The sequence below is a fragment of the Kitasatospora sp. NPDC058032 genome (assembly GCF_042885845.1).
Classification (GTDB): domain Bacteria; phylum Actinomycetota; class Actinomycetes; order Streptomycetales; family Streptomycetaceae; genus Kitasatospora.
In genome coordinates, this window is the sequence record NZ_JBHVRK010000002.1 from 369,248 (window position 1) to 388,863 (window position 19,616).

15 protein-coding genes are annotated in these 19,616 nt (G+C 73.4%); 6 read left to right on the forward strand and 9 right to left on the reverse strand.

Features of this window, described 5'->3' with window-relative positions; translation table 11 throughout:
• Positions 1-53 precede the first annotated feature (53 nt).
• From ACFVUH_RS04620 to ybaK, 3 genes are all read left to right on the forward strand, one after another.
• Entirely contained in the window at positions 54-1,634 is a 1,581-nt protein-coding gene (locus tag ACFVUH_RS04620) for an oxidoreductase (RefSeq protein WP_355361648.1), read from the forward strand.
• 65 nt (positions 1,635-1,699) lie between these two features.
• Positions 1,700-2,428: an LON peptidase substrate-binding domain-containing protein gene (locus ACFVUH_RS04625; protein WP_355361650.1), complete on the forward strand. Its 729-nt coding sequence runs from the start codon at positions 1,700-1,702 to the stop codon at positions 2,426-2,428.
• Between the two features lie 40 nt (positions 2,429-2,468).
• Positions 2,469-2,963, forward strand: a complete 495-nt coding sequence (gene ybaK, locus ACFVUH_RS04630; protein WP_387911165.1) for a Cys-tRNA(Pro) deacylase — start codon at positions 2,469-2,471, stop codon at positions 2,961-2,963.
• A 23-nt stretch (positions 2,964-2,986) separates the two neighbouring features.
• Here ybaK and ACFVUH_RS04635 read toward each other — a convergent pair whose 3' ends face one another.
• From ACFVUH_RS04635 to ACFVUH_RS04660, 6 genes are all read right to left on the reverse strand, one after another.
• Positions 2,987-3,754: a hypothetical protein gene (locus ACFVUH_RS04635; protein WP_387911166.1), complete on the reverse strand. Its 768-nt coding sequence runs from the start codon at positions 3,752-3,754 to the stop codon at positions 2,987-2,989.
• A gap of 84 nt (positions 3,755-3,838) precedes the next feature.
• Positions 3,839-4,651 (reverse strand): ABC transporter permease, encoded by an 813-nt coding sequence (locus ACFVUH_RS04640; protein ID WP_355361656.1) that lies wholly within the window; start codon positions 4,649-4,651, stop codon positions 3,839-3,841.
• The gene (locus ACFVUH_RS04645) at positions 4,648-5,646 is read right to left on the reverse strand and encodes an ABC transporter ATP-binding protein (RefSeq protein WP_355361658.1); all 999 of its coding nucleotides are present in this window, start codon (positions 5,644-5,646) and stop codon (positions 4,648-4,650) included. Before ACFVUH_RS04645 ends, ACFVUH_RS04640 begins: the two co-directional genes overlap by 4 nt.
• 83 nt (positions 5,647-5,729) lie before the next feature.
• Positions 5,730-6,974, reverse strand: coding sequence for an NYN domain-containing protein (locus ACFVUH_RS04650; RefSeq protein WP_355361660.1), 1,245 nt, complete (start codon positions 6,972-6,974; stop codon positions 5,730-5,732).
• 238 nt (positions 6,975-7,212) lie between these two features.
• Positions 7,213-8,241, reverse strand: a complete 1,029-nt coding sequence (locus ACFVUH_RS04655; RefSeq protein ID WP_387911168.1) for an aspartate-semialdehyde dehydrogenase — start codon at positions 8,239-8,241, stop codon at positions 7,213-7,215.
• Positions 8,242-8,337: 96 nt separating this feature from the next.
• Positions 8,338-9,228: a dihydrodipicolinate synthase family protein gene (locus ACFVUH_RS04660; RefSeq protein ID WP_387911169.1), complete on the reverse strand. Its 891-nt coding sequence runs from the start codon at positions 9,226-9,228 to the stop codon at positions 8,338-8,340.
• 72 nt (positions 9,229-9,300) lie between these two features.
• Here ACFVUH_RS04660 and ACFVUH_RS04665 point away from each other — a divergent pair, with 72 nt between their 5' ends.
• Complete coding sequence (locus tag ACFVUH_RS04665; RefSeq protein WP_387911171.1) at positions 9,301-10,188, forward strand: LysR family transcriptional regulator; 888 nt, start codon at positions 9,301-9,303, stop codon at positions 10,186-10,188.
• Positions 10,189-10,232: 44 nt separating this feature from the next.
• Here the strand turns inward: ACFVUH_RS04665 and dnaE are convergent, their stop codons facing one another.
• The 3 genes from dnaE to ACFVUH_RS04680 all read right to left on the reverse strand — a co-directional run bounded on the left by dnaE (position 10,233) and on the right by ACFVUH_RS04680 (position 15,287).
• Positions 10,233-13,778, reverse strand: coding sequence for a DNA polymerase III subunit alpha (dnaE, locus tag ACFVUH_RS04670; protein WP_387911173.1), 3,546 nt, complete (start codon positions 13,776-13,778; stop codon positions 10,233-10,235).
• Between the two features lie 160 nt (positions 13,779-13,938).
• Positions 13,939-14,625, reverse strand: coding sequence for a hypothetical protein (locus ACFVUH_RS04675; RefSeq protein ID WP_387911174.1), 687 nt, complete (start codon positions 14,623-14,625; stop codon positions 13,939-13,941).
• 77 nt (positions 14,626-14,702) lie between these two features.
• Positions 14,703-15,287, reverse strand: coding sequence for a dienelactone hydrolase family protein (locus tag ACFVUH_RS04680; protein WP_355361672.1), 585 nt, complete (start codon positions 15,285-15,287; stop codon positions 14,703-14,705).
• A 190-nt stretch (positions 15,288-15,477) separates the two neighbouring features.
• On the opposite strand from ACFVUH_RS04680, the gene ACFVUH_RS04685 reads away from it, so the two are divergent.
• The gene (locus tag ACFVUH_RS04685) at positions 15,478-17,112 is read left to right on the forward strand and encodes an alkaline phosphatase D family protein (protein WP_387911337.1); all 1,635 of its coding nucleotides are present in this window, start codon (positions 15,478-15,480) and stop codon (positions 17,110-17,112) included.
• Between the two features lie 150 nt (positions 17,113-17,262).
• On the forward strand, positions 17,263-19,616 hold a 2,354-nt coding region (locus tag ACFVUH_RS04690), incomplete at its 3' end, for a hypothetical protein (RefSeq protein WP_387911177.1).

Below are 19,616 nucleotides of genomic sequence, written 5' to 3' on the forward strand. Positions count from 1 at the left end.
GTGATACGAAGAGCGAGACGGCCGGGGGAGGCCGGGGGAATCGGGGGGCAACCGTGACGGATCGGGCACCGGACGACTGGACGGCCGCCGAACAGGCACTCTGGCAGGCGTTCCGGCTCGGCCGGATCCACGACCTGCGCAGCGGCGAGGCCGCCGAGGACGACCCGTTCGGCGAGGCCGTCTGGGGCCCGGAGCGGACGGTCCGCGCCCGGGTGCTCGCCCGGCTGCTGCTGGACGGGCCTGCCGCGGTCCCCGGCCGGGTCGCCTCGCTCAAGCTGACCGGCGTCCTGGTCACCGGTCCGCTCGACCTGGCCGGCGGCACCATCGGCCACTACGTCGAGCTGCACGACTGCCGCTTCGACCAGAAGATCCTGATCTCCGAGGCCGAGGCCGGCACCCTGCGCTTCATCAACTGCCTCATCCCCCGGCTGGAGGCCTCCCGGCTGGCGACCTCCGGGGACCTGCACCTGGCCCGCTGCCGGATCCGCCAGGGCGTACGGCTCACCGACGCCCGGATCGGCACCGACCTGCTGATCAACCAGGCCACCCTGGGCGGCGACCGGTTCGGCCGGGCGCTGTCCGCCGACGGCATCGCGGTCAGCCAGGACTGCGAGGCCGACCGGCTGGAGACCCACGGCGAGGTCAGCCTGCGCACCGCCCGGATCGGCGGCCGGCTCTCGCTGCGCGGCGCCCAGCTGCGCGCCGTACCGGGCAACCGCAACGCCCTCAACGCGGTGCGGCTCACCGTCGGCCACACCCTGTACCTGAGCGGCTCGGCCGACGGCGGCTGGTACGGGTCCCAGACCTACTACGGCTCCGGGTACGGCGAGGTCCCGCCGCCGGACGCGCCGAGCACCCCGTTCCGCGCCTTCGGCCAGGTCCGGCTCTCCGACGGCCGCTTCGAGAACGCCTGCCTGCTCTCCGACGCCGAGTTCCACCTGGTCGACGGCGACGAGGTGACCCTGCGCCGGATCCAGACCCCGGAACTGCGCTTCACCTGCCGCTTCCCGGACGGCGGCGCCGTCTCGCTGTCCCGGGCCCGGATCGGCAACCTGGTCGACGCCCCCGGCTCCTGGCCGCAGGAGGGATCGGTCGGGCTCACCGGGTTCACCTACGAGTGCCTGCGCCCGGCCGTGCCGTTCCCCGTCCGGCAGCGCATCGGCTGGCTGGAACGTTCCTCCGTGGAGTTCCAGCCCGAGTCCTACGAGCAGCTCGCCGCCGCGCTGCGCCGCGACGGCGCCGACGACGACGCCCGCGAGGTGCTCTACGCCAAGCAGCGCCGCCGCCGGCAGACCCTGCCGCTGCCGGCCCGGATCTGGGGCCGGGTCCAGGACGTCACCGTCGGCTACGGCTTCCGCCCCGGCCGCGCCGCGCTCTGGCTGCTGCTCGCCTGGGCGCTCGGCAGCCTCTACTTCGCCACCCACGCGCTCCAGCCGCTCAAGGCCGACGAACGCCCGCACTGGAACCCGGTGCTGTACGCGCTCGGCCAGCTGCTGCCGGTCGTCGACCTCGGCCAGGCCGGCTGGAACCCCGGCGGCACCGCCCAGTGGGTCTCCTCCGGCCTGGTCGTGGTCGGCTGGGTGCTCGCCACCACGGTCGCCGCCGGCGCCAGCCGGATGCTCCAGCGCGGGTGAGCCGGCGAGGGCCCGCCGCCAGGGCCGTGACGGCCCGGCGGGTCCGGGGAACTACGCTGTCCGCCGTGACAGAACGGCTTCCGCTCTTCCCGCTGAACACCGTGCTCTACCCGGGCCTGGTGATGCCCCTGAACGTCTTCGAGGAGCGCTACCGCCGTCTGGTCGCCGACCTGCTGGAACAACCCGAGGAACAGCCGCGCCGTTTCGGCGTGCTCGCCATCAAGGACGGCCGCGAGGTCGCCCCGGTCCGCCCCGAGGACGGCCCGGCCGGCCCGCTGGACGGCCTCGGCACCGCCACCGGCGACCCCTTGGAGGCGCTCCACCACATCGGCTGCGTCGCCGACGTCACCTCCGTCCAGCCGCAGCCGGACGGCCGGTACGAGCTGCTGGTCACCGGGACCACCCGGTTCTGGCTCCGGTCCGTCGACGTCGGCGGCCCGTACCTCGTCGGCGAGCTCGAACCCATCGAGGAACGCGCCGGCGAGGGCTCCGGCGCGCTGGCCGCCGAGGTCGAACGGATCTTCCGCACCTACCAGCGCCGGCTCGCCGGGGCCCGCGAGGCCAGCACCGTCGGCCGCCAGGAACTGCCCGACGACCCGCAGGTGCTGTCCTACCTGGTCGCCGCGGCCGCCGTGCTGGAGGTCCCGCTCAAGCAGCAGCTGCTCGCCTGCCCCGACAACGCCCAGCGACTGCGCACCGAGCTCGAACTGCTGCGCCGCGAGACGGCGGTGCTCAGCTGGCTGCCCTCGCTGCCCGCCGTCAACCTCACCCGCCAGTCCTTCAGCCCCAACTGACCGGGCCCACCGATTGCCCCCCACCGATTGAGGAGCCCCCGTGGCCAAGAAGCCGAAGAAGGGCGGCCAGGGCACACCCGCGACGGTCGCCCTGGAGGCCGCCGCCGTGCCGTTCACCGTGCACTCCTACAAGCACGACCCGGCCGCCGCCTCCTACGGCGGCGAGGCCGCCGGGGCGCTCGGCGTGCCGGCCGAGCGGGTCTTCAAGACCCTGGTCGCCGACGTCGACGGTGTCCTCACCGTCGGCGTCGTCCCGGTCGCCGGCCGGCTCGACCTCAAGGCGCTGGCCGCGGCGGTCGGCGGCAAGCGCGCCGCGATGGCCGACCCGGCCGCCGCCGAACGCAGCAGCGGCTACGTCCTCGGCGGCATCTCCCCGCTCGGCCAGCGCCGCCCGCTGCGCACCGTCGTCGACGCCAGCGCGCTCACCCACCCCACCGTGTACGTCTCCGCCGGCCGCCGCGGCCTGGAGGTCGAGCTCTCCCCCACCCACCTCGTCGCCCTCACCGACGCCCGCACCGCCCCCATCGCCCACTGACCCGAGGCCGCCGGGGGCACGCCTCAGCCCTCCCGCCGCTCCTCCGCCGACGGAACCCCCGCGTCCACGGCCGCAGGCCCCGGCACCCAGTACGGCGGCGGGTCCTCCTCGCGCTTCCCGAACGCCGCCGACAGCGCCAGCAGCAGCACCATCGCCGCCATCGGCCACGCCAGCACCGCCCCGTACGCCCCGAGGTCGATGTCCGCCTGGAAGTGCCCGCCGTTCCCGACCCGCCGCGCCTCCGCGACCAGGTCGCGGCCCGGCCCGAGCCACCGCCCGAGCCCCCACGCCCCGACCGACGCCAGCAGCCCACCGACCGCCAGCCCGACCGCCACCGAGATCCCGCCACCGCGCTTCCGGCTGACCAGGAACGCGCCCAGCGCCGTCAGGATCCCCATCCCCAGCCCGATCAGCACGAACACGCTGTCGGCCCCGGCCCGCTGCTCGCCCTCCGGGTCGGCGTAGAGGATCTTGTTGCCGTCCACGACCAGCGGCACCTTGGGCGCCAGCCAGGCCCACAGCACGCCCATCACGACCCCCAGCACCAGACAGGCCAGCACCGTGGCCGCCCCGATCCTCAGCTCGGGCAGCAGTCGCTGGGCGAGCGGCTCCGCCGGCTGCGGCTTGCCGGCCACCAGGTCCAGCCCCGGCGGCAGCGCGTACGGATCGCGCGCGGCCTGCGGATCGGGCGCGGCGTACGGAGCGGGCACGGCGTCCGCGGGCACGGCGTCCGCCACGGCATCGGAGCCGTCGGCGCGCGCGGGATCCGGAGGTGTGTTCGGTACGGTCACACCCCCCATCGTTTCACGGTCGACGCCCCCGCGACCCGGCCACCCACCGACCGGACGACCGGACCCCGGCCGGGCGCCGGCCGGCTACCGCCGGGTCGCCCGCCGGTACGCCCACGTGGCCACGGCCAGCGAGACCACGCCCACCCCCGCGCACACCGCGAGGTCCCCGGCCACCGCCGCCCAGTCCGGCGACGGCCGGAACGTCCGGGCGAAGGCCTCCACCGCGTAGGTGGACGGCAACAGGTCGCGCAGCCAGAGCACCGGCTGCGGCAGGTTGTCCACCGGCAGCACGCCGAGCAGCAGCGCCGCCGACATGCCGAGCTGCCCGAGCATGGTGGCGATCTCCTGCTTGGGCGCGAGCAGCCCGCAGGCCGCCCCGAGCCCGGAGAGCGCCGCCCCGGCCAGCGGCACCACCGCGAGCAGCACCCACAGCTGCCCGAGCGGCAGCCCGAACATCACCGCGCCGACCCCCGCCGTGACGAGCGTCCCGGGCAGGGTGAACGAGGCGAAGGCGGCAGCCGCGCCGAGCACCACCGAGGCGGCCGGCACCGGCAGCGTCGCGTAGTGGTCCAGCCCGCCGCTGGCCCGCAGCCGGCCGAAGTACTGGGCGAGCAGGTTGAGCGCCACGAAGGCGACCACCAGCACGCTGGAGCCGGACACCACGTACCGGGCGGCCGAGGTCTGCCCGGAGTCGACGACGCCCCGCATCATCACCAGGATGCCGAGCGACTGGAAGGTGGCCACGAACAGCAGCGGGATCCGCGCCACCCGGGCCCGCGCGAGCTGCGCCCGGTAGACGGCCGCGAGGGCGGGCAGCATCCGGGCGGCGGGCGCGAGCGGGGCGGGCCCGCCGGCCGTGTCCGGGGTGGTGCGCGCCGGTGCCGAGAGCAGCGTCACTTGGCCAGTCCTCCGTGGCGGCCGCCCAGCTTGAGGTAGGCGTCCTCAAGGCTCGGGGTGGCCAGGGTGAAGTCGTCCAGGGCGGCGAAGGCCGGGCCGGTGGTGACGGCGGCGACCAGTTCGCGGGCCTGCTCGGGGGTGGTGCGGACGGTCCAGCGGCGGCCGGTGCGCTCGGCCCGTTCGGCGAGCGCCGCCACCGCGGGGACGCCCAGCGGCGCCTCGTCGCGCCAGACCAGGTCGAGCCGGACGTCGCCGTCGACCAGCGCCTTGAGGCCGCCGGGGGTGTCGCAGGCGATCACCCGGCCGTCGTCGACCACGGCGACCCGGTCCAGCACGGTCTCCGCCTCGATCACGTTGTGGGTGACCAGCAGCACGGTGGCGGAGCGCTCGGCCCGGCGGCGTTCGACCGCCGACCAGACGGCCCGCCGGGCAACCGGGTCCATGCCGGTGGTGGGCTCGTCGAGGACCAGCAGCGGCCGGTCGCCGACCAGGGTGGCGGCGAAGCAGGCGAGCCGGCGCTGGCCGCCGGAGAGCTTGGCGAGCGGCCGGTGGGCGAGCGGTTCCAGGGCGAGTTCGGCGATCACCTCGTCGGCGGCGGCGCGGGCCGCGGCCCGGCTCAGACCGCGCAGCCGCCCGGTGGTCTCGGCGGCGAGGGCGACGGTCAGCTCGTCGAGCGCACTGGACTCCTGGCCGAGGTAGCCGAGCAGCCGGGCGGCCCGTTCGGGGTGCCGGACCACGTCGTGGCCGAGGATCTCGATGCTGCCGGAGTCGGGCCGCAGCAGGCCGGTGAGCTGGCGGACCAGGGTGGACTTGCCGGCGCCGTTGGGCCCGAGCAGGCCGAAGATCTCACCCTGGCGGACGGTCAGGGTGATGCCGTCGTTGGCCCTGATCGCGGTGGCCGAGGCGCCGCGCCCGGCACGGTACGTCCGGACCAGGTCGCGTACGGCGCAGCACGGCGAGGTCTCCTGGGGTGCCCGCCCGGCCGTCTCACTCACGACCGGAGACTCTACGCGGTGCAACGGGCGAACCGGACAACGGGGCCCCGCCCGCGGCGCCCTCGGGGGCTGCCTCGGGCCGGTCAGTCGTCGACGACCAGGTCACCGCCGGGGACCCTGGCGGCGAGCTCCTTCCAGAAGCCCGCCCGGATCGCGTACCGGTCGTGCTCGTCGATCTGGTCGTCCTTGTGCGCGAGCAGCCCGAAGCGGGCGGCGTAGCGCAGCAGCTCGCCGTCGACCCGGTGCGGGATGCGCGGGTAGCCGGGCCACAGGACGGTGAGCCGTTCGACGTCACCCATCCGGCCGGTCCAGCGGCGGGCGAAGACCTGGCCGACCTCGTGGGCGTCGCCGCCGATGGAGGTGATGTCCTCCTCGCGGTCGGCCCAGCGCTGTTCGGCGGTGGTGAGCTGGGCCAGGGTGGGCAGGCCGTCGCCGGCGGTGACGGCGGGCTCGGCGGCGGGCCGCTCGATCCACCCGCGGTCGGAGGACCAGCGCAGCACCGGGCCGGCCTGCTGCCGGTCGGCGGCGGCCTGCCGGTCGGCGCTTCGTCCGGCGAGGTCCTTGGGGGTGGGGACGATCTTGAGTCCGGCGGCGGCCGGCTGCGGGCGCCCGTTGGCGGCGGGGGCCGCCACGGCGGCCGGCTCGTCCTCGGCGGGGCGGCCGGGCAGCTGGGCCGCGGGCAGCGGGCCCGGCAGGGTGGCGGGGGGCGCGGCGGGCGGCGCGGCGAGGATCTTGGCGATGTCGTGCCGGGCGCCGGGGCCGGGGAAGACGCTGGAGGTGTCGCGCAGGCTGAACGAGCCCTCGATCCACTCGCGGTCCAGCACCCGACGTTCGTCGGCCTCGCCGACGAGGTCCTCGGACTGGTTGAAGTCGCCGTCGGCGGCCTGCAGCGCCCAGAGGTGGACGACGACGCCGTGCTCCTTGGCGGACATCATGCCGGGCAGCAGGTCGCCGTCGCCGGTGATCAGCACGATGTCGGCGCAGGCCCGGTTGCGGGCGAGTTCGGAGAGTTCGGCGTGCATCGCGGCGTCGACGCCCTTCTGCACCCAGCGGCCCTCGGCCCGGGTGAGCGCGCCGAGCCGCACGGTGACCCGGGGCAGCACGCGCAGCCGCCGGTGCTCGGGCATCGGGCGGCGTTCCGGCGCGGCGTCGAACCAGTAGATCCGCAGCAGCGGCAGGCCGGTCTCGGCCTCGGCGCGCTCGCGCAGGGCGGCGATCAGCGCGGTGTGGTCGACGGTGACCTTGGAACGGGAGGGGTCACCGGCGAGCAGGCTCGCGGCGGCGCCCAGCAGGTATCCGGCGTCCACCAGGACGACACAGCGGTCCATCGCGCACCTCTTTCCGCTCGCCCTCGGGTGGGGCCCCGCCGGGACCGACGAGGCCGGGACGGGCGCGGTGCGCCCGGGTCCGGGCGGGATGGGGTGAGGGGTGCCCGCAGCCGCCCGATCGTTGGGTCACCTTTTTCCCCCGGATCCGCCCGCCGAACCCCGGCCGTCCGGCGCTTTCCCGGCACCGACGCCGAGGGCCCCCGTCCAGGACGGGGGCCCTCACGTGGTGCGCGGCGGCTCAGCCGTTGAGTTCGGCGGCGACCAGCTCGGCCAGCTGGACGGCGTTGAGCGCGGCGCCCTTGCGCAGGTTGTCGTTGGAGACGAACAGCGACAGGCCGTTCTCCACCGTCTCGTCGACGCGGATCCGGCCGACGTAGCTCGGGTCCTGACCGGCGGCCTGGAGCGGGGTGGGGATGTCGCTCAGCTCGACGCCGGGGGCGCCGGCCAGCAGCTCGACCGCGCGCTCGGGGCTGATCGGGCGCTCGAAGCGGGCGTTGATCTGCAGCGAGTGGCCGGAGAAGACCGGGACGCGCACGCAGGTGCCGGCGACCTTGAGCTCGGGGATGCCGAGGATCTTGCGGCTCTCGTGGCGGAGCTTCTGCTCCTCGTCGGTCTCGTTGGAGCCGTCCTCGACGATGGAGCCGGCCAACGGCACCACGTTGAAGGCGATCGGCCGCTGGTAGACCTTGGGCTCGGGGAACTCGACGGCCGAGCCGTCGTGGGCGAGCGCGGCGGCGCCGTCCACGACCTTGGCGGCCTGGTCCTGCAGCTCGGCGACGCCGGCCACGCCGCTGCCGGAGACGGCCTGGTAGGTGGAGACGACGAGGGCGGCGAGGCCGGCCTCGTCGTGCAGCGGGCGCAGCACCGGCATGGCGGCCATGGTGGTGCAGTTCGGGTTGGCGATGATGCCCTTGGGGCGGTCGGCGATCGCCTCGGGGTTGACCTCGGAGACGACCAGCGGGACCTCGGGGTCGCGGCGCCAGGCGGAGGAGTTGTCGATCACGACGGCACCGGCGGCGGCGACCTTGGGGGCGAGCGCCTTGGAGGTGGCACCACCGGCCGAGAAGATCACGATGTCCAGGCCGGTGTAGTCGGCCGTGGCCGCGTCCTCGACGGTGACCTCGGTGCCCTGCCAGGGCAGCGTGCGCCCGGCCGAGCGGGCCGAGGCGAACAGCCGCAGCTGCTCCACCGGGAGGTTGCGCTCCGCCAGGATCTCGCGGACCACGCCGCCGACCTGGCCGGTGGCCCCGACAATGCCGATCTTCATCCGACTACTCCTCTTGATCTTGCAACTCACAGCCGCACTCCGCCCATCATGCCTTGTCACCGGCACCGGGCGGCCCGGCATTCCATCCTGTGGTCCTCAGTGGTCCAGACCACTGAGGAGTTCCAGCGCCCGCGCGACCTCCGCCGGTCCGGCCGGCAGCAGCGGCAGCCGGACGTCCGGCGTCGGGATCCGCCCCTGCGCGTGCAGCACGCCCTTGACCACCGCCGGGTTCGGCGCGGCGAAGGCCGCCACCGCCAGTCCGGTCAGCCGGTGACCCAGCGCCCGGGCGCGCGCCACGTCCCCGGCCCGCCAGGCCTCGACCAGCTCGACGAAGCGCGCGGTCGCCAGGTGCGCGGAGGCCAGGATGCCGCCGTCCGCACCGAGCGCCAGCAGCGGCGCGAGCACGGCGTCGTCCCCGCCCAGCACCGAGAACCCGGCCGGCGCGGCGGCCAGCAGCTCCACCGCCGCCTGGTCCACCCCGCCGGTCGCGTACTTGACGCCCGCCACGTTCGGCAGCGCGGCCAGCTCCAGCAGCGCGGCGGCCGACAGGGCCTGCCCGGTGCGGTACGGGATGTGGTAGACGACCAGCGGCACCGAACCGGCCTCGGCCAGCGCCCGGAAGTGCGCGACCGTCCCGGCCTCGCCCGGCCGGACGAAGGACGGCACGGTCACCAGTGCCCCCGCCACCCCCGGCACCCGGGCCGCCAGTCCGGCCAGCTCCTCGGCCGCCGCGGCGGTGCCCGGCCCGCCCGCGCCGACCAGCAGCGGCACCCCGCGCTCGGCGCAGACCGCCGCACAGACCTCGGTGACCGCGCGCCGCTCGTCCGCGCTCAGCGCGGCCGGCTCGCCGGTGGTGCCGAGCGCGACCAGCCCGGCCGCACCGTCGTCCAGCACCGAGCCGGCCAGCTTCTCCAGCGCGTCCAGCGCCACCGAGCCGTCGGCCGCGAACGGCGTGACCAGCGGGACGAAAATGCCCTTGAGTTCCATGCCCACGATCCTGCGGCCCGCCGATCCCACAGGTCCAGTTCACGTTTCCGAAGCTTCTCGTAAGCTGAGCCGATGCTCGATGTCCGACGCCTGCGCCTGCTGCGCGAACTCGCCCACCTCGGCACCATCGCCGCCGTCGCCGAGGCGCTCAGCTTCAGCCCTTCGGCGGTGTCCCAGCAGCTGTCCGTGCTGGAGAAGGAGGCCGGCGTCCCGCTGCTGGAACGCACCGGCCGCCGGGTCACCCTCACCCCCGCCGGACGCAACCTGGTCCGGCACGCCGAGGCCGTGCTCGAACGGCTGGAGCAGGCGGACGCCGAGCTGGCCCACGCCCGCGACGGCCTGGCCGGCCCGCTGCGGATCGGCACCTACCCGTCGGCGGCCCGCGCGATCATCCCCGCCGTGCTCGCCGAACTCGCCGGCTGGCACCCGGGGCTGGAGCCGATGGTCACCGAGGTCGACCCGGCCGAGGTCGCGGCGGCGCTGCGCGCGGGCGAGCTGGACGTGGCGCTGGTGCACGAGTACGACCTGGTGCCCGCCGACCCGGAGCCCGGGCTGGCGGTGACCCGGCCGATCTTCACCGAGCCGATGTACCTGGCGGCCCGCGTCCCCGGCACCGTCGCCGACCAGCGCGCCGAACCCTGGATCCTCGCCCCGCCGGGCACCCTGTGCCACAGCATGGCCGTCCGGGCCTGCGAGAGCGCGGGCTTCGCACCCCGGATCCGCCACCAGATCGACGACTTCGCCACCGTGCTCGCCCTGGTGGCGGCCGGTCAGGGGGTGGCGCTGGTCCCGCACCTCGGCATCGACCGGCCGCCGCCGGGGGTCGTCCTCACCCGGCTGCCGATGTACCGCCGCACCCGCACCGCGTTCCGCGCCGGCGCCGGCGCCCACCCCGCGATCTCCGCCTTCGTCTCCGCCCTGCACACCGCCGTACCGACCCCGCTGCGCAACTCCGCGTAGCCGGGGGGCGCCCGTGCCCGGCCGGGCACGGGCGCCCCGAAGGCCTACGCCGCCCCGTTGCCCGCCAGGCAGCTCGGGCCGAGCAGCTGCTTCAGGTCCCCGAACAGCGCCGGATCCGACTTCACCCGGTGCCGGTCGAGCCGCAGCACCGTCGTCTTGCTGCGCGCCTCCAGCCGGACCCGCACCTCGGTCGTCCCCCGGTGGCTGCTCAGCACCTCGCCGAGCCGCGCCACCAGCGGGGGCGTCACCTTCCCGCTCGGGATGTTGATGATGATCGGTGCCTCGGCGTGCGCGTTCGACAGGTCCGGGACGGTGAGCTCCATGCCCATCAGCCGGGGCACGTCCTCGCGCTTGTCCAGCTTGCCGCGCACGAACACCACCGTGTCCTCGACCAGCTGCGAGGAGACCAGCTGGTAGCTGGCCGGGAAGAACATGCAGTCGATCGAGCCCGCGAGGTCCTCGACCGTCGCGATCGCCCAGGCGTTGCCCTGCTTGGTCATCTTCCGCTGGAGGCCCGAGATGATGCCGCCGATGGTGATGATCGTCCCGTCCGGCCGTTCGGCGAGGTCCGCGACCGCGCAGTCCGCCTTGTCGGCGAGCACGTGCTCGATGCCGTGCAACGGGTGCGAGGAGACGTACAGGCCGAGCATCTCCCGCTCCTGGGTGAGCAGGAAGGACTTCTCCCACTCGTCCTCGGAGAACACCACGTCCAGGCCGAAGCTCGGCTCGTCGCTGGTCGTATCGCCGCCGAAGAGGTCGAACTGCCCCTCGGCCTCCTTGCGCTTGATGCCGACGACGTTGTCGATCATCGGCTCGAACTGCGCGGTCAGGCCCTTGCGGGTGTGGCCGAGCGAGTCGAACGAACCGGCCTTGATCAGCGATTCGACGGTCCGCTTGTTGCAGACCACCGACTCCACCTTCTCCAGGAAGTCCGGGAAGGAGGAGAACTTCCCCTTGGTCTTCCGGGTCCGGATCATCGACTCGACGACCGGGCCGCCGACGTTGCGGATGGCGGTCAGGCCGAACCGGACGGTGGTGTCACCGTGCGGGGTGAAGTCCGCGTCCGACTCGTTGACGTCCGGCGGCAGGACGTTGATGCCCATCTTCCGGCACTCGTTGAGGTAGACGGCCGACTTGTCCTTGTCGTCCTTGACCGAGGTGAGCAGGCCGGACATGTACTCGGCCGGGTAGTTGGCCTTGAGGTACGCCGTCCAGTAGGAGACGAGCCCGTAGCCCGCCGTGTGCGCTTTGTTGAACGCGTAGCCGGAGAAGGGGACCAGGACGTCCCACACCGCCTGGATCGCCGCGTCCGAGTAGCCGCGCTCCCGGCAGCCCTTCTGGAACGGGACGAACTCGGCCTCCAGGATCTCCTTCTTCTTCTTGCCCATGGCGCGGCGCAGCAGGTCGGCCTGGCCCAGCGAGTAGCCGGCCAGGATCTGCGCGGCCTTCTGCACCTGCTCCTGGTAGACGATCAGGCCGTAGGTGGGCCTGAGCACCTCCTCCAGGGGCTTCTCCAGCTCCGGGTGGATCGGGGTGATCTCCTGCTGCCCGTTCTTGCGCAGCGCGTAGTTGGTGTGCGAGTTGACGCCCATCGGACCCGGCCGGTACAGCGCCAGGACCGCCGAGATGTCTTCGAAGTTGTCGGGCTTCATCAGGCGCAGCAGCGAGCGCATGGGGCCGCCGTCGAGCTGGAAGACGCCGAGCGTGTCACCGCGCGCCAGCAGTTCGTAGGTCGGCTTGTCGTCCAGGGGCAGCTCAAGAAGATTGATCTTGATGCCCTTGTTCTTCTCGATCGCCTTGACGGCGTCGTCCATGATCGTCAGGTTGCGCAGGCCGAGGAAGTCCATCTTGAGAAGGCCGAGGCCCTCACAGGTGGGGTAGTCGAACTGCGTGATGGTGACGCCGTCGGTGTGCCGGGTCCAGACCGGGATGTGGTCGGTCAGCGGCTCGGCGGACATGATGACGCCGGCCGCGTGCACCCCGGGCTGGCGGATCAGGCCCTCGATGCCGCGCGCGGTGTCGATCACCTTGCGCACGTCGGGGTCGGTCTCGTAGAGCCCGCGGATCTCGCCGGCCTCGCTGTAGCGCGGGTGGCTGCTGTCGGTGATGCCGGACAGCGGGATGCCCTTGCCCATGACGTCCGGCGGCATCGCCTTGGTGATCCGGTCGCCCATCGCGTACGGGTAGCCGAGGACGCGCGAGGAGTCCTTGATGGCGGCCTTCGCCTTGATGGTGCCGTACGTGACGATCATGGCGACCTTGTCGGATCCCCACTTCTCCGTCACGTACCGGATCACGTCACCGCGCCGGCGCTCGTCGAAGTCGATGTCGACATCGGGCATGGAGATGCGCTCGGGGTTGAGGAAGCGCTCGAAGATCAGACCGTGCGGGATCGGGTCGAGGTCGGTGATGCCCATGGCGTACGCGACCAGCGAGCCGGCCGCCGAACCACGGCCCGGCCCCACCGCGATGCCCTGGCTCTTCGCCCACATGATGAAGTCGGCGACCACGAGGAAGTACGCCGGGAACCCCATCTGGATGATGGTGTCCATCTCGTACTCGGCGAGCTTCTTGTGCTCCTCGTCGTACCCGCCCGGGAAGCGCCAGTCCATGCCCTCCCAGACCTTGGACTTGAAGAAGTCCGCCTCGGACTCGAAGCCCTCCGGGATCGGGAAGCGCGGCATCAGGTTGCGGAACTTGAACATGCCCTCGGTGTCGACCCGGGAGGCCACCAGCAGCTGGCTGTTGCGGCAGCCCTCCTGCCAGGCGTCCGACTGGTCCAGGGCGTACATCTCGGCGGCCGACTTGATGTAGTAGCCGGTGCCGTCGAACCGGAAGCGGTCCGGGTCGGAGAGGTTCTTGCCGGTCTGCACGCAGAGCAGCAGGTCGTGGGCGCCGGCGTCGGCCTCGGTGGTGTAGTGCGAGTCGTTGGTGACGACCGGCGGGATGCCGAGCTTCTTCCCGATCTCGATCAGCCCGTCGCGGACCCGCTTCTCGATGTCGAGACCGTGGTCCATCAGCTCCAGGAAGTAGTTCTCCTTGCCGAAGATCTCCTGGTACTCGGCGGCGGACCGCAGCGCCTCGTCGAACTGGCCGAGGCGCAGCCGGGTCTGCAGCTCGCCGGAGGGGCAGCCGGTGGTGGCCATCAGGCCGCCGGACAGCTCGGAGATCAGCTCCTTGTCCATCCGGGGCCACTTGACCAGCCAGCCCTCGGAGTACGAGCGCGAGGTCAGCTTGAAGAGGTTGTGCAGGCCCTCCTTGTTCCGGGCCCAGATGGTCTTGTGGGTGTAGGCGCCGGACGCCGAGACGTCGTCCTTCTTCTGGTGCGGCTGGCCCCACAGGATGCGCTTGGTGTTGGAGCGTGCCTCCGGGGCGACGTACGCCTCGATGCCGATCACCGGGGTGATGCCGGCGGCGGTGGCCTGCCGGTGGAACTCGGCCGCACCGTACATGTTGCCGTGGTCGGTCATCGCGACATGGGTCTGTCCCAGCCGTTCGACCTCCTTGAACATCTGCTTCAGCCGGGCGGCACCGTCCAGCATCGAGTACTCGGTGTGGACGTGCAGATGCGCGAACGGCTGATCGCTCAAGGCGGGGCCTCCGTAGGCTCGGTGCAGGCAGGTGGGCCGGCGAACGCGCAGGTCACAGAAGGTGCCCGGAAATGGATGAGGTCCGAGCCGCTGCCGGGCCCGGACCATCACTCACGCGTTCACGCTCCCACTCTAGCCCGCTCCCGCCCCTCTCCCGCACTCACTCACCGCGAGCGGACCGGCACCGCAGCAGCCTCTCCCGGGCGGCCGTCCGGACCGCCTCCCCCTCCAGCTCGTCGCGCTCCAGGTACCGCAGCCGTTCCCGCACCTCCGCCCCGTCCGGGGCCCGCTCCACCCCCAGCAGGCGGGCGTCCTCCTCGCAGTCCCAGAGGCACTCCAGGTAGATCCCGTCCAGCCCGGCCGGCTCGATGACCGCCAGCGCCGCCAGGTACCCCACCCGCTCGTGCGAGTGCGGCGTCCACAGCCAGAACCGCCTGAGCAGCGACGCCGCGCCGCGTGCCCGCACCCCGAACCCGGCCAACGCCCGCGCCGTGTGCACCGGCCCGCACCACCGGCGCTCCACCCACTCCCGCTCCAGGCGCCCCACCAGTGCCTCGACGTCCCCCTCCGCCGCTTCCCCCGCCCCGTGCGTCTCGTGCCGCCGCCCACCGGGCACCGGCTCCACCGGCGCGGCCCCGATCCCCGTGTCCCTCACCAGCCGCGCCAGGTACACCGCCCGCTGATCGGCGTCGTCCCACCGCCAGTCCCACCGGACGCACCCCGCCACCACCTCGGCGGCCCCGCGCGGATCCTCCGCCACCATGCGCGCCCCCAGCCCGCGCCCCCGCTGCACCATCCCGATCAACGACCCCGCCGGCGCGTACCGCCCGTCACTCATCCTCGTCACGGCCCCATCCTCCCCCGACGGCGCGGGAGGTCGGCCGGGCCGACTTCCCGCGCCGGGGACCGGGCGGAGGAGCAGGACTACGCGGCGTCCAGCTCGGCGAGGAAGTCCAGGGCCACGGCCCAGGTGCGCTCGGCCGCCTCGGCGTCGTGGTCCGGGAGGTCCGGGTCGGTGAAGAGGTGGCCGGCGCCGTGGTAGCGGTGGATCTCGACGTCGGCGCCGGCCCTGCGCATGTTGAGGTACCAGGCGTTCAGCCAGTCCTCCGGCTCGAACGGGTCCGGCTCGGCCACGTGCAGCTGGACGGGGACGGCGGTCGTCGCGTCCTCGCGGATGTCGGAGGTGCCGTGCAGGAGGAGCAGGCCGCGCGCGTTCTCGTCGGCGAGGGCGAGGTTCTGGGCGAGCGAGCCGCCGAGCGAGAAGCCGGCGTAGACCAGGGCGGCACCCGAGGTCAGCAGCGGGGCAGCCGCGCCCACGGCCCGGCGCAGCAGTTCGTCACTGCCCAGCTCCTCCTTGTACGCCATGCCCTCCTCGACGTCGTCGAAGGTCCGGCCGTCGTAGAGGTCGGGGGCGTGCACGGTGTGGCCGGCGTCGCGCAGGCGGTCGGCGGCGGCGTGGACGGCAGGGCGCAGGCCGTACGCGGAGTGCAGGAGCAGGATCTGGGCCACGTCGGGGAACTTCCTTGCAGCGGGCGGGGAACCTCCCCATCATCGCTCATGGCCGCCAGGTGGCCGCGCCCACCCGGCGGGATGGCGGGACGTCACGCACCGGTGAATCACCGACAAACAGTCAGTTCGTCATATGGAACACATCGTTACCCACGGGTAGCCTGTCGCCGTGACCGACCTTGTCAATGACATGACCTCCGCCCGCCCGCACCGTCGCCAGGTGCTCAAGGCCACCGCCGTCGTCGCGGGCGCCGCCGCCCTGCCACTGACCCTCGGCGCCGCGGCCCACGCCGCCGCCGCGCCCCAGTTCCTGCACGGCGTCGCCTCGGGCGACCCGCTGCCCGACGGGATCCTGCTCTGGACCCGCGTCACCCCGGCCCCCGAGGCCGCCCCCGGCTCCGGCCTGGGCGCCGACACCGAGGTCCGCTGGGAGCTCGCCGCCGACAAGGGCTTCACCCGGATCGCGGCGAGCGGCACCGTGACCACCTCCGCCGACACCGACCACACCGTCAAGGCGGACGTCCGCGGCCTCACCCCGGACACCGCCTACTGGTACCGCTTCACCGCCGGCGCCACCACCTCCCCGGTCGGCCGCACCCACACCACCCCGGCCACCGACGCCGCCCTCGACCGGCTCCGCTTCGGCGTGGCGTCCTGCGCCAACTGGGAGGCCGGCTACTTCTCCGCCTACCGCCACCTGGCGGCCCGCGGCGACCTCGACGCCTTCCTCTTCCTCGGCGACTACATCTACGAGTACAAGACCGGCGAGTTCTGCGCCGCCGGCTCCGTGGTCCGCCCGCACGCGCCCGCCCACGAGATCCTCACCCTCGCCGACTACCGCACCCGCCACGGCCGGTACAAGACGGACGAGGACCTCCAGGCGCTGCACGCCCAGGTCCCGACCATCGCGATCTGGGACGACCACGAGTTCGCCAACGACGCCTGGTCCGGCGGCGCCGAGAACCACACCCCCGGCACCGAGGGCGACTGGGCGGCCCGGGTCGCCGCCGCCAAGCAGGCCTACTTCGAGTGGATGCCGGTCCGCCCGTCCATCGCCGGCACCACCTACCGCCGGCTGCGCTACGGCAAGCTCGCCGACCTGCACCTGATGGACCAGCGCTCGTTCCGCTCCCAGCAGGTCAGGGTCGGCAACGGCGACGTCGACTCGGCCGACCGCACCATCACCGGCCGCGCCCAGATGGACTGGCTGAAGGCCGGCCTCTCCGCCTCCGACACCGCCTGGCGGCTGATCGGCAACGAGGTGATGATCTCCCCGGTCGCGCTCTTCTCGCTGCCGGACTACCTGCTGCGCCCGCTGGCCAAGCTGCTCGGCCTGCCCGGCGAGGGCCTGGCGATCAACACCGACCAGTGGGACGGCTACACCCACGACCGCCGCGAGCTGCTCGGCCACCTCAAGGCGAACGGGATCACCAACACCGTCTTCCTCACCGGCGACATCCACTCGGCCTGGGCCTCGGACGTCCCGAACGAGGCCGCCACCTACCCGCTGTCGGGCAGCGCGGCCACCGAGTTCGTGGTCACCTCGGTCACCTCGGACAACATCGACGACTTCCTCAAGGTCGCGCCGCAGACCCTCTCGCTGGTCGCCGCCGCCGCGGTCAAGGGTGCCAACCCGCACGTCAAGTGGGTCGACCTGGACTCGCACGGCTACGGCGTACTGGAGGTCACCCCCGCCCAGGCCCAGATGGACTACTACGTGCTCTCCGACCGGACCCGCAAGGACGCGACCAGCAAGTGGACGCGCTCCTACCGCACCAAGTCCGGCACCCAGCAGATCGAGCGGGTCTACTCCCCCGTCAAGTAGCCACCACCGCACCAGGCCCCGCCCTCCGGCCGCCCCCGGAGGGCGGGGCCCCCTGCTTCCGGGCCCGCCCTCCTTCGTCCGGGCGATCATTCGGACGCACTCAGAGCATTCATTCCGTCACACTGTGCGCTTGTCGCACATAGTGACGACATGATCAGAGAAACCGGGGGTCCCCCGTGGCTCCGCGCCCGAACGGCCCGCCTCGTCACCACCATCGCGGCACTGGGAATCCTCGGCACCGGCCTGACCGGCGCCACCGCCCGGGCCGCCGCACCACCGCATCCGGCCGCCCCGGCCGCTCCCGCCTCCTCGGCTCCCGCTCCCACCACTGCCGCTAGCGCTACCGCTGCCGCTGCCGCTGCCGCTGCCGCTGCCGCCCCTGAACGCGTCCGGGCGGGCGGCAGCGTCCTGCTCGACGAGGCCTTCACCAACGCGACCGCCGACTCGCGCTTCCTCGCCGTCGGCTCCGCCTGCCTCACCGGCGCCGCGCCCTCCCCGCTGGTCCCGGGCAACCACCCGCTCGGCGGCTGCCCGAGCGCCGAGACCGGACCGGTACCGCCGCTGAACAGCGCGCCGCTCGGATACCTGCGGATCACCGACGCCGCGAACGACCAGAGCGGCGCCGTCCTGTTCGACCAGGCACTGCCGGCCGGCAACGGTCTGGACGTCACCTTCGACCAATGGCAGTACGGCAGCACCACGCCCAACACCCCGGCCGACGGCATCTCCTTCTTCCTGGTCAACGGCGACACCTCGCTCACCCACCCCGGGGCCTTCGGCGGCAGCCTCGGCTACGCCCAGAAGCTGCCCGACGACAACCCGAACCTCGACTTCCTGCCCGGCGTCGACCGCGGCTACCTGGGCGTCGGGCTGGACGTCCTCGGCAACTACTTCGGCGACTGGGAACAGCGCGGCAACGGCTGCGCGACACGCTCGCCGGCCGGCACCGGGTTCCACGTCCCCGCGCCCGGCGCCAACATGGTCACCGTCCGCGGCCCCGGCGACGGCACCACCGGCTACTGCTTCCTGACCGCGACGACCAGCAACTTCACCACCACCGGCCCCTGGCCCTCCACCCTGCCGGGCCAGCTGCAGGGCCCGCTGACGGTGCTGCCGCCCGCGGTGACCCCCGACGAGGCCCAGACCCTGCTGGAGCCGTCCCGCCGCCGGGTGAACGTGCACCTGACGCCGGCGCCCTCCCCGGTGCTGACGGTCGGCGTCGACTTCAACGACGGCACCGGCCCGCACCAGGTGCTGTCCACCCCCGCCCCGACGCCCGTTCCCTCCACCTACAAGTTCGGCTTCGCCGGCTCCACCGGCCTGTTCACCGATGTGCACCTGATCCGCAACGTCACGGTGAGCACGGACCAGCCGCTGCCCGAGCTGAACCTGGTCAAGCAGGTCCACGAGCCGCTGCCCGGGCTCATCACGGTCGGCACACCGGTGCCGTACGACTTCGTGGTCACCAACGCCGGCACCGTGCCGATCGACAACCTGGGCGTCAACGACCCCAAGGTCGGACCGGTCAGCTGCCCGGTGTCCACGCTCGCCCCCCACACGACCGTCACCTGCACGGCCACCTACCTGGTGACCGCCGCCGACGCGCAGTCCGGCCACATCGCCAACACCGCCGTGGCCACCGGGACGGCCGACGGAACGCCGGTCGAGTCCCCGCCGTCCTCGGAGAACGTCCCGGTCGTGGCCCCGCCCGGCATCCACCTCACCAAGCACGTCGACGCCCCGGGGCCGTTCGCGGTCGGCGACACCGTGCCGTACACGTATGTGGTCACCAACACGGGTGGCACCCAGGTCGACGCCGTCGGCATCACGGACGACAAGGTCACCGGCATCACCTGCGCCGCCACCACACTGGCCCCGGCCGGCAGCCCCGGCGACAGCACCACCTGCCACGGCACCTACGTCATCACCGCGGCCGACGGCCGGTTCGGCTCGGTCAGCAACCACGCCCACGCCACCGGGACCTCGGACGGCCACCCGCTCACCTCACCGGAGGCCGAGGCGACGATCCGGATCACCGGGACCTTCGGGCTCTCCCTGCGCAAGCAGGCCGGCACCGCCGGGCCGGTGCACATCGGCGAGACCGTCAGCTACACCTACACCGTCACCAACACCGGCGAGCGGGCGCTGCACAGCCTCACGGTCACCGACGACCACGCGCCGAACGTCACCTGCGACCGCACCACCCTCGACCCGGGTGAGAGCACCACCTGCCACGCCACCTACACCGTCACCGCCGCCGACGCCGAGGCCGGCCAGGTGAAGAACACGGCGCTGGCGAGCGCGCTCGGCCCGCAGGACCAGCCCGTGGAGAGCCCGCCGGCGCAGGTCACCCTGCCGGTCGCCCCCGTCTCCACCGCGCTGACCATCACCAAGAAGGCCGGCACGGCCGGACCGGTGCACGTGGGCGAGACCGTCACCTACACCTACACGGTCACCAACAGCGGCACGGCCGCGCTGAAGAACCTCACCGTCACCGACGACCG

Coding starts and splice junctions, on each gene's coding strand:
- ACFVUH_RS04650 (WP_355361660.1), bottom strand. CDS start 6,974: ATGGACCGCTGTGTCGTCCTGGTGGACGCCGGATACCTGCTGGGCGCC.
- ACFVUH_RS04655 (WP_387911168.1), bottom strand. CDS start 8,241: ATGAAGATCGGCATTGTCGGGGCCACCGGCCAGGTCGGCGGCGTGGTC.
- ACFVUH_RS04660 (WP_387911169.1), bottom strand. CDS start 9,228: ATGGAACTCAAGGGCATTTTCGTCCCGCTGGTCACGCCGTTCGCGGCC.
- ACFVUH_RS04665 (WP_387911171.1), top strand. CDS start 9,301: ATGCTCGATGTCCGACGCCTGCGCCTGCTGCGCGAACTCGCCCACCTC.
- ACFVUH_RS04685 (WP_387911337.1), top strand. CDS start 15,478: ATGACCTCCGCCCGCCCGCACCGTCGCCAGGTGCTCAAGGCCACCGCC.